The organism is Okeania sp. SIO2F4 (assembly GCF_010672385.1).
GTDB lineage: Bacteria > Cyanobacteriota > Cyanobacteriia > Cyanobacteriales > Microcoleaceae > Trichodesmium.
The window spans coordinates 1-9,594 of sequence record NZ_JAAHGT010000017.1; the positions used below are offsets into that span (position 1 = coordinate 1).

Sequence of the window (9,594 nt, forward strand, 5' to 3'; positions counted from 1 at the left end):
TGCTACGCATTCCCTTGCGATGGCCCTGGTCGTGGTGGTACTTGCGATATCTCTGCTTGGGACTCCTTCTACCTAGCTATGTTCTGGATGTTAAACACCATTGGTTGGTTAACGTTCTACTGGCACTGGAAGAACCTATCTGCATGGCAAGGTAACTTAGCTCAGTTTAATCAATCTTCTACTCATTTAATGGGTTGGTTCCGTGATTATCTGTGGTTGAACTCTTCCCAGTTAATTAACGGTTATAACCCTTATGGAACTAACAACTTGTCTGTTTGGGCTTGGATGTTCTTATTCGGACACCTAGTTTGGGCAACTGGTTTCATGTTCCTCATCTCTTGGCGTGGTTACTGGCAAGAGTTGATTGAAACTATTGTTTGGGCACACGAGCGTACTCCTCTAGCTAACTTAGTTCGCTGGAAGGATAAGCCTGTTGCTCTTTCTATTGTTCAAGCTCGTGTTGTTGGTTTAGCTCACTTTACGGTGGGTTATGTGCTGACTTACGCGGCGTTTGTGATAGCTTCTACTGCTGGTAAGTTTGGTTAATTGTTAGAGATTAGCTGAACTCTGGTTGAGTAGATTAATTAAATTAAACCTCCTACCTTTGTTGGTGGAGGTTTTTTTATTATGGGTTTATATTCTTGTTAATATAGCAGTCGAAGCAAAGGGCGCGGACAGTTATAAATCCTGAAACCCTTTGATAGTCTACTTTTCCCAGTTAAGTGTTCCCTATTCCCGATTCAAGTAGCGCTATAATGTGAGGTTGATTATAGATGCTGAAGAACTTTTAAAGCGTTATCAGGATGGGGAGAGAAATTTTCACGGTTTAGAATTAAAGGGTGTAGACTTAGAAAGAGCCGATTTGTGTGAGGCAAATTTGAGTCAGGCAAATCTAGAGAATGCTAACCTGAGTGATGCCGCTTTAGTAGAAACTAACCTAGAGAATGCCAACTTGATTTCTGCTCACTTAAAAAGAGCTGGTTTGGATGAAGCAAATTTGACTAAAGCTAACTTGATGTATGCCAACTTGAGGTCAGCAAATTTGACTAAAGCAAAATTGCATGGTGCCTGCTTATACTTACTTGGAAGAAGCCGATTTAAGTTTTGCTGACTTAGCTGGAGCAAATTTGAGTTGTGCTGAGTTGATGCACGCTGACTTAACCAATGCTATACTTGTATGTACTATTTTGAGTTATGCTAAACTTGGAGGCTCATACCTTCAGAATACAGATTTACGCGAAGCAAATCTGTCTTGCGCTGACCTTGAAGGAGCATATTTAACTAATGCCGATTTAACTAATGCCAACCTAGCAGGTGCAAATTTAACAAGAGCTAAATTAGATAATGCTAAAATTCTAGGTACTATGCTCGAGTTATTATCATTAAACAGCAGCAGATTAAAAAATGTTAGGAGAGACAATTATCCTACATGGGAAAATCTGCTTTTTGACTTTGAATCAGAAGTTAAAATAACTGAAGTGCTTGACGCCAGAAATTTACTTTTTTTCCCCAATAGTGCTGCCCGTATTACTACAACAAACGGACGGGAAAATAGAGAACCAGATTTTATAGTTTGCGACAAAACCTCTAAAGGATTTAAGTGGGGAATTCTTGAAATAGATAATCTACATCCTAGTCCTGAAAGACAAACAAAAGAACAAGAAATAGAAAGAGATTTTGAGCTTAATGGTGTGAAAGTTTTTCGGTTTTACTCGAAAAGATGCTATAGAGAACCTAATAAAGTGGTTGATGAATTTTTAGAACTTTTAAGTATCAATTAACTGGAGGATTATATAGCACTTCCTGCTACTCTTAAGGTAGACCTATCCCAGGCAAGATGTCTGTACTACAATAATTTTAGGATTTGCTCCTTGTAAATCATTCGTCTGAAATATGCTTTATAGTAAGTTGGATTTTTATAAAATACGTTTAGTATTAGTTTAGAAAATAAAGGTGGATTTTGCCAAGAATTGAAAAATTAGAGAAAAAATTGAAAGAAGAGGTTAATAATAGTTTTCTTATAAGTAGAAGTTCACCCTGAAAGTTATGAAGCGATAATATCTAGCAAGTTGTTAATCTATAAAAGTCCTACAGTTTTGTCAATGGTACAGCAGTAGTATTTTTTTGCTCTACATTAGAAACTTTTGCTGGCTAAAAGGTTAGACAAAAATCTACAAAATATCTAGTCTGTCACAGGTTTAATTTTGTAGTTAAATTAGTTGTAAATGGAGTTGTACTGATTGACGCTCTCATTAGCATAGCCATCATTTATTGATGGTTGACTATTTATTGGACTCAGAACCTTTTTGATGGCAAAAAATAGCATTGAGACGACTGTTACTGCAACTAGGGGACAAATCATGCATGAGCATGATTCACAAGCACAGTTCATTTGAATTAAATGAGTCATTTTTATGATTATTACGATAGACGATTAATATTTTAGCATTCTAAAATATTGCTTTAGGTGAAATTTTTTAATTTCTTCACTATTTAAACAATTGTTATACTTTGGACGTTTAAATTTGTTCAACAAAAATCACAATACTGTAGAAAAACTTTGACAATTCAACTTATAATTGGCAGTTTTTACCTGTGGAAATACAATTAAGAGGAAGCAAAAATTCTCACAAGCACATCAACTAAAGCTTTTAAATCTCCAGGAAGACTGAAAGAATAAATATTTTGCTGAATATGGTATACTGATACATCGTTTTACGATCAAATATACCTTCTGGCATGATAATTTGTTGAATTTGCTGTTGTACTTTTTTTCTACTCAAAGCTAGATTAAAACAATGCTTGAAGTTATAAACTTAGTCAAAGACTTTAGCTGTATTCGTGCGGTCAATAATGTGAGTTTCAATTTATCTGCTAAAACTATTACTGCTGTTATCGGACCTAATGGTGCAGGTAAAACTACTTTGTATCATCTCATTAGTGGGGAATTGCAACCAACTTCCGGTAGCGTCAAACTCAATGGCAGAGAATTAGTTGGTTTGTCTCCCCACAAAATTGTTAAAGCAGGTATTGGGCGTAGTTTTCAGATAACTAGTGTATTTCCGTCATTGACTGTGCAACAAAATATTCGGGCAGCAGTTATTGCTCGTGGCGATCGACAATTTAATTTCTGGCAAAATTTACAGAGTGATATTTCTTTGAAGCAAACTGTGTCTGAGGTAATGAGTTTAGTCGGAATTGAAAATTTAGCAACAACTCCATTACAACATCTTAGTCATGGCGATCGCTCTTTGGTAGAAATTGCTATTGTTTTGGCGGTGAAACCTCTGTTAATTTTATTAGATGAACCAACTGCTGGAATGAGTCAGTCAGAAACTAATAGAATTGTGGAATTAATTCGTTATTTACAGCAAGAAATGGGTTGTACTTTTCTGATAACTGAGCATGATATGGAAGTTGTTTTTAATCTGGCAGAATTAATTATTGTTTTGCATCAGGGGAGTATTTTAGCTGTTGGTAATTCTGAAGAAATTAAAAATCATCCTGATGTGCGTCGCGCTTATTTAGGGGTGTAGATTTTAGCAGGTTTAAATTTAATATAGGGTTGATCTTTATTCTATAAACTTTTAGATAAAGTCTGGATAATTACTTACTGCAAAGTCATTGCGACTGGAAGGGAGTGGAAGGAATTAATCTCAATATTTTAGATATCTCCTACCTCCATAATTATTTATGACTGTTCAACTGAACATGATCTAAGAGAAAATTTTCAAGCTAAAAATGTAATTATTCAGCTAGCTAATAGCTGAGGGATGAATACTTACTTAGAGGTTGTTTGAGAAGTCATCGATCCCCCTTGAAAAGGGGGGCTAGGGGGGATATAAATCAAAATTCATACTTTTCAAACATCCTCTTAAAACTTGTATCTAATATCTCTTTAATTACTATTTTCCAAAACGTAATTAATGGGCTACAAAACTCTATGAAAAACTCATAGAAAATGGTATAATATTATGTTCGGTTGAATAGTTATAAATTATTAGGAAGGAGTCAGTCCTCAGGAGTCAGTAGTCAGGAGGAAAAGAGTAAATTTAGAAGGAAGAAGGTTTATTAGAATTAATTATCCAAACATGATATAAAAATTTGGTTTGACTGAAATGATATTCCCCTGGAGGTTGACTTTCAAAATCAAATAGCCGAGACATTTATGGAGATGATATTGAGTTTTGAGGGGTTTCAGTGTCAACAAAAAAAAACGCCTATTAGGGCGTAAAAGCGAACATAAAACACACACAAACAACAATTGACAGTCAACTCAAAGAGAAGGATTTATCAAATGTTTCTATGCTTTAATCATCTCCTAAAATTTGACGNTCTCGGATTTTTTGACTAGCTTTGGAGTGTGATAAGAAATTGGGTTGATTGGAGGTGGATTTTAAGATGATGAGGTGTTTAATGAACTGGATTTCTCGGATTTTTTGACTAGCTTTGGAGTGTGATAAGAAATTGGGTTGATTGGAGGTGGATTTTAAGATGATGAGGTGTTTAATGAACTGGATTTCTCGGTTTTATCTTTTAAAGAAATCTAGGTAAAGTATTTTGGCATGACGAAAGTTTAAAAATATTAACTAGAATTAACTTAACTACATAATTATTATGATAACACTTCCTGACCCACAAACAATAGCTACATTAGCAGAAATTCTATACCATATGACTGGACCTCTTAGTAAGATTCCTTCATTTATAAAAGGTATTGATTCTATATTTTCAGGCAAATATCCAGAAGACTCTGAAAAATCTTCAGATTTGAGAGAAGCTGAACAGAAATATTATCAAAAAAAATTGGAACTTGAGAGGGAATTATTACAAAAACTGGAAATTGACAAACAAAGTCTTGAACTTGAGCAAATAAAATTACAAGTCACAACAGAGATTAGTGTTAAGCGTTTTGAATTATTACGAGAGTTTCAAGAACAAAATGCTAAGTTGAAATGGGAAAAAATACAAATTGATTGGGATAAGGATAATTGGTTTTCTAAATTAAACAGAATAGAAACTAAGCAAATATTCAGCCAATATACAAATTCTTTATTAATCCTTTCTTCCCCACCTCAGATTGCTAAAGATAATTGCCTTGATTTATTTCGGGAGCATGATTTTGAGGTGGAAATGCACAACTGGGAAGACTTTGTTGGAAAATATGATAAATCTCAAAATAGTTTATATCCTGTCAGAGGTTACAGTAATTATTTTACAGAATCAATAAGTAAAACAGATATTGAAAGATTATATTCAATTCTGAACTGTATTTATACCTATGTAATTTATGCAGATATTACTGCTAAAAAAATTACTTTTCGTACAGCTTATTGGTGTATTAATGGTGAATTAGAGTTTTTCCCTAATCCTATTGAGTGGGATTGGCAATCTACTCAACAAGAGTTAATAAAAGTGGGGAAAAGTGAAGTAGAAAGTATTTCGATAATTAGAGATTTATTTATCGAAGTTAAAAAGTTGATTAGTGTTTTTTACATAGATTGTTATTATATGTACCTAGACCCTTTTTATCAGCTTAACTTCCCTTCCTTGCAGACTGATTTGGGATGGGAATTGCCAGAACATTTAGTCAAAATAACTAACAACTTACAAGAATTACAACAAGAACAACGAAAAATATATTTCAGAAATTTACTGACAAATAATTTATCAATATTGAGTGAAGATAGTATGAAAAATGTAGACAAATTTTTAGATAAAGAAGAAATATTTGATATTAAGCGAAATGAGCTTTTAGGATTACTAGATAAAGCAGATAGTATTGTTAAAAAGCTTGATGAAACAGGTGATTTTTCCTCAATTTCTGAGGAAGTAAGCAATCAAATTAATGTAACTCGCGAGCGTTGCTATGAGGGATTATTTAGTATTGCTTTAATCACTCCTTTTCAATCAGGAAAATCAACTACTCTTAATGCTTTTGCTGATGGTCGAGAAGTTTCTCCTAAGTGAAACAGGGAATTTTCCCTCAATTTCTGAGGAAGTAAGCAATCAAATTAATGTAACTCGCGAGCGTTGCTATGAGGGATTATTTAGTATTGCTTTAATAGCTCCTTTTCAATCAGGAAAATCAACTACTCTTAATGCTTTTGCTGATGGTCGAGAAGTTTCTCCTAGGGGATTAGGAGGAGGAGGAATTAAAACAAGTGCTTGTTTAGTTAAGGTTCAAAATCCTCATAAGTCGAGAGAAGAAAGTGTCAAAATAACTTGGAGAACTAAACAAGATTTATTAGAACGATTAGATGAAATTTTAGAAACAACTGCTCGTTCAATACCTAACTCGGAAATAAGTAGAAGATTAAGAGAAATAAGCAATAAAGAGGCTGAAGCTGAAACAGAAGAAGAGGCAAAACAATATCGGGAAGAATATTTATCTATTATTGATTTTACGAAACCAGAGGGGAAAACTTTACTAGAGCAAGCTGTCAGAAAAGAGTTAGAAGAATATGAGAATAATCCGGCAAAAGGTTCAGAAGGAGTTCAAAATCAACTAGATATGTTAAGGTTTGCCATGATTGTTTTGGCTTACTATAACGATCCGATGTTAAAAGAGCTGAAAAACAAGACTAACTTCGAGCCTAAAGATATAGAGAATTATCTGAAATTTCCTGATAATTTTGAAAGGCGCTGGAATAAATGTTTCAAGAATTATTCGCTAAATTTAACCAAGAAAGAATTTACTCTTGAAGAGGTGATGTATGCCTTTATTGAAGAAGTTACCTATATAGTTAACTCGGAAAACCTGAAAAAATTAGGGGTAAAAATTATTGATTGTCCGGGGATTTTTGCCAGCAAATATGATACATTAACTGCCTTACAAGCAATGCAAGAAGCTTCTGCTATTTTGTTTTTGATTAGTGGAAATAAGCAACTTTCTCAGTCGGAGATTAAAGTATTATCTATGCTTAGGGAAGTTGGTTATGGGAATAAAGTATTTTTTAGTATTAACTATAGAAATAATCCCAAAACTAAAACAAACAAAGCTGTAATTGACACGATTTTAGAACAACTTCAACAACTCGGATTTAAAGGTGATTCTCAACTTTAACCTCTTTACTTTAATGCTTTTCTCGCTTTAAGAGCAATGCAAGGAGAAAAACTTCTGAATAATGCACTAGATTTTAATAGCAAGGAATCAATTAAATTAGATGCACAAGCTATGGATGAGGTAGATGAAGAAGATGATGAAGATATTAACTTACTCTCTGTTGAAGAAGCATGGTTATCAAGTGTTAAAGAAGTAATGCGTAACGTCACAAAGAACAAACACAGAGAACTTTCATCAGAGATTGATGCAAGGACAGTAAAATTGGTAAGACAAGAATCTCAATGGGATTTAGCAACTGATAAAATTAAGGAATATGTTTTTAAAACAAAAGCTTGGTCAGTATTAATAGATTTAGGATGCGAACCTGTTATTAATACCCTGGAAAAATCTGAATATACTTTAAAATTAGCAGAGGGAAATGTTCAGAAAAATTTAGAGGAAGCTGAACAAGAATGGGATGAGGCAAGAAAAAAGCTGGCTTTATTTAAACAAGAATCTGAACAGTTATTAGAATTTTTCATTGATGATAATTGGGAAATAGTTCTTACTAATAGTTTTTGGGAAGAAGTCTATCTTCCTTCTATAAAGAAAACAGGAAGATTAGCTGCACGTTTAATAGCAGATGAAGCGACAATTAAAAACACACTTTTAGATATACCAGATCAAATAAAAAATAAATTTACTAAAGGAATTAACTGGTTTAAAAATAAGGTTACTCCAGATAATCAGGAAGTCGATCTGATTTTGGTTGAAACACTGAGTGATAGATGTGCAAAAATTATTCAGGATAAGTTTGAATATTTAATAAATCTTAAGTCTCAAGGGTGGTTTAATTCTCTGAAAAAAGGTGGCAACGAAGATTATGAAAGACTGGTTTTTCGCAGAGTAGTAGAAGGGTGTAATTTAATAAAAGAAAAGTGGACAGAGTTAAAACTAGATTTCGATTCATATTTACAAGGTCTTGATGTAAGTTTACCTGAATTTAGTGGTGATATCCGACAAGATATGGAAAGGTATAATTATGATGCAATTAACAAAGCTGTAGATCAAGCAACAGGTAAACCGATGAAAGATATGCTTATTTTGATGCAGATTTTATCTGGTTCGGTTGTTTTTTCTTCTACCGTTTCTTCTGTACTATTATTTGATTTTTTATTACCTGGTGCAGCACTGCTTTCGCTCGTTATAGTGGTTGTGAGTACCATTATTGCTAAGAGTTTGAGGAAAAGAGAAGAATATATCAAAGAGATTGAAAACACAATTACAGAAGAACTTAATAAAGTAACTAGCTCAAAAGAGGTAAATATAAAATCATCACTTCCAGAGAAATTAAAAATCTTTCGTGACTACTATTCAGAAGCTATTGAGCAATCATTTAATAATATGGAGGAACAACTCGAAGAAAGGATTGAGGATGCAAAAACTCAATTCGACCAAACTCAAGAGGAAAGAAAACGACTTGCTGAAGTAGCAAAAAATTTTAGAGAAAATGAATTCCAACCTTGACAAACACAAATGAAAAATTTTCAGTCTTCCGTCGAAAAGATATGGCAAAAACCTTCTTAATGTGAATATTAATCCATCGAATATTGACTACTTTCATTAATGGATAATTACCTCTCTCTTTGAGGGAGAGGATTGATACTTAAGGAAGAAATTTATTTTTTACCCTTTCCAGGAGAGGTAGGAAAAATTGAATTATTTAATTATTAATTATTCAGTAACTGCTAATTGTTTGAAGCTAAGACAAGAATATATCTAAAGATATTTCCCACACAATTACAAAATCACTTAATAAAACAACTAGCTCAAAAGAGGTAAATATAAAATCATCACTTCCAGAGAAATTAAAAATCTTTCGTGACTACTATTCAGAAGCTATTGAGCAATCATTTAATAATATGGAGGAACAACTCGAAGAAAGGATTGAGGATGCAAAAACTCAATTCGACCAAACTCAAGAGGAAAGAAAACGACTTGCTGAAGTAGCAAAAAATTTTAGAGAAAATGAATTCCAACCTTGACAAACACAAATGAAAAATTTTCAGTCTTCCGTCGAAAAAATATGGCAAAAACCTTCTTAATGTGAATATTAATCCATCGAATATTGACTGGTTTCATTAATGGATAATTACCTCTCTCTTTGAGGGAGAGCAATAAAAGACTTTCAATATTCTGTTGAAAAGATATGGCAAGAACCTTCTTAAAATGAATATCAATCTATAGAATATTGGCTGCTTTTATTAACGGATAATTACCTCTCTCTTTTAGGGAGAGCAATGAAAGACTTTCAATATTCTGTTGATTTTCCACAGACCGAGGTAAAGTATTTAGACATGGCAAAATAAGATTTATCTCCCCATTATCCCCACTACATTCTCCATTTTAATTATTTGATTCGGACTTAGACACCAAACCATATATGTAGCGCTCAAAACTATAACGTTATAGTTTTTTCACTCTATTTATAGTGCCTTGCCGTAAATTCTGTTGATTTTCCACAGACCGAGGTAAAGTATATATTCCTA

Annotated in this window: 7 protein-coding genes and 1 pseudogene; all 8 read left to right on the plus strand. The window is 33.3% G+C overall.

Annotated features, from left to right (window positions below; all coding sequences use genetic code 11):
* A pseudogene (psaB, locus tag F6K22_RS01505) lies at positions 1–546 on the plus strand (photosystem I core protein PsaB); the annotation flags it as partial.
* A gap of 211 nt (positions 547–757) precedes the next feature.
* Positions 758–1,111 (plus strand): pentapeptide repeat-containing protein, encoded by a 354-nt coding sequence (locus tag F6K22_RS01510; RefSeq protein ID WP_293092536.1) that lies wholly within the window; start codon positions 758–760, stop codon positions 1,109–1,111.
* Positions 1,062–1,781, plus strand: a complete 720-nt coding sequence (locus tag F6K22_RS01515; protein ID WP_293092538.1) for a pentapeptide repeat-containing protein — start codon at positions 1,062–1,064, stop codon at positions 1,779–1,781. The genes F6K22_RS01510 and F6K22_RS01515 overlap by 50 nt, the downstream gene beginning before the upstream one ends.
* Positions 1,782–2,798: 1,017 nt before the next feature.
* Positions 2,799–3,536: an ABC transporter ATP-binding protein gene (locus F6K22_RS01520; RefSeq protein WP_293092540.1), complete on the plus strand. Its 738-nt coding sequence runs from the start codon at positions 2,799–2,801 to the stop codon at positions 3,534–3,536.
* Positions 3,537–4,617: 1,081 nt separating this feature from the next.
* Positions 4,618–5,970 (plus strand): hypothetical protein, encoded by a 1,353-nt coding sequence (locus tag F6K22_RS01525; RefSeq protein WP_293092542.1) that lies wholly within the window; start codon positions 4,618–4,620, stop codon positions 5,968–5,970.
* Positions 5,933–7,066, plus strand: coding sequence for a dynamin family protein (locus F6K22_RS01530; protein ID WP_293092544.1), 1,134 nt, complete (start codon positions 5,933–5,935; stop codon positions 7,064–7,066). The genes F6K22_RS01525 and F6K22_RS01530 overlap by 38 nt, the downstream gene beginning before the upstream one ends.
* A gap of 36 nt (positions 7,067–7,102) precedes the next feature.
* Positions 7,103–8,572, plus strand: a complete 1,470-nt coding sequence (locus F6K22_RS01535; protein ID WP_293092546.1) for a hypothetical protein — start codon at positions 7,103–7,105, stop codon at positions 8,570–8,572.
* A gap of 395 nt (positions 8,573–8,967) precedes the next feature.
* Positions 8,968–9,090, plus strand: a complete 123-nt coding sequence (locus F6K22_RS01540; RefSeq protein ID WP_293092548.1) for a hypothetical protein — start codon at positions 8,968–8,970, stop codon at positions 9,088–9,090.
* Positions 9,091–9,594: the final 504 nt, after the last annotated feature.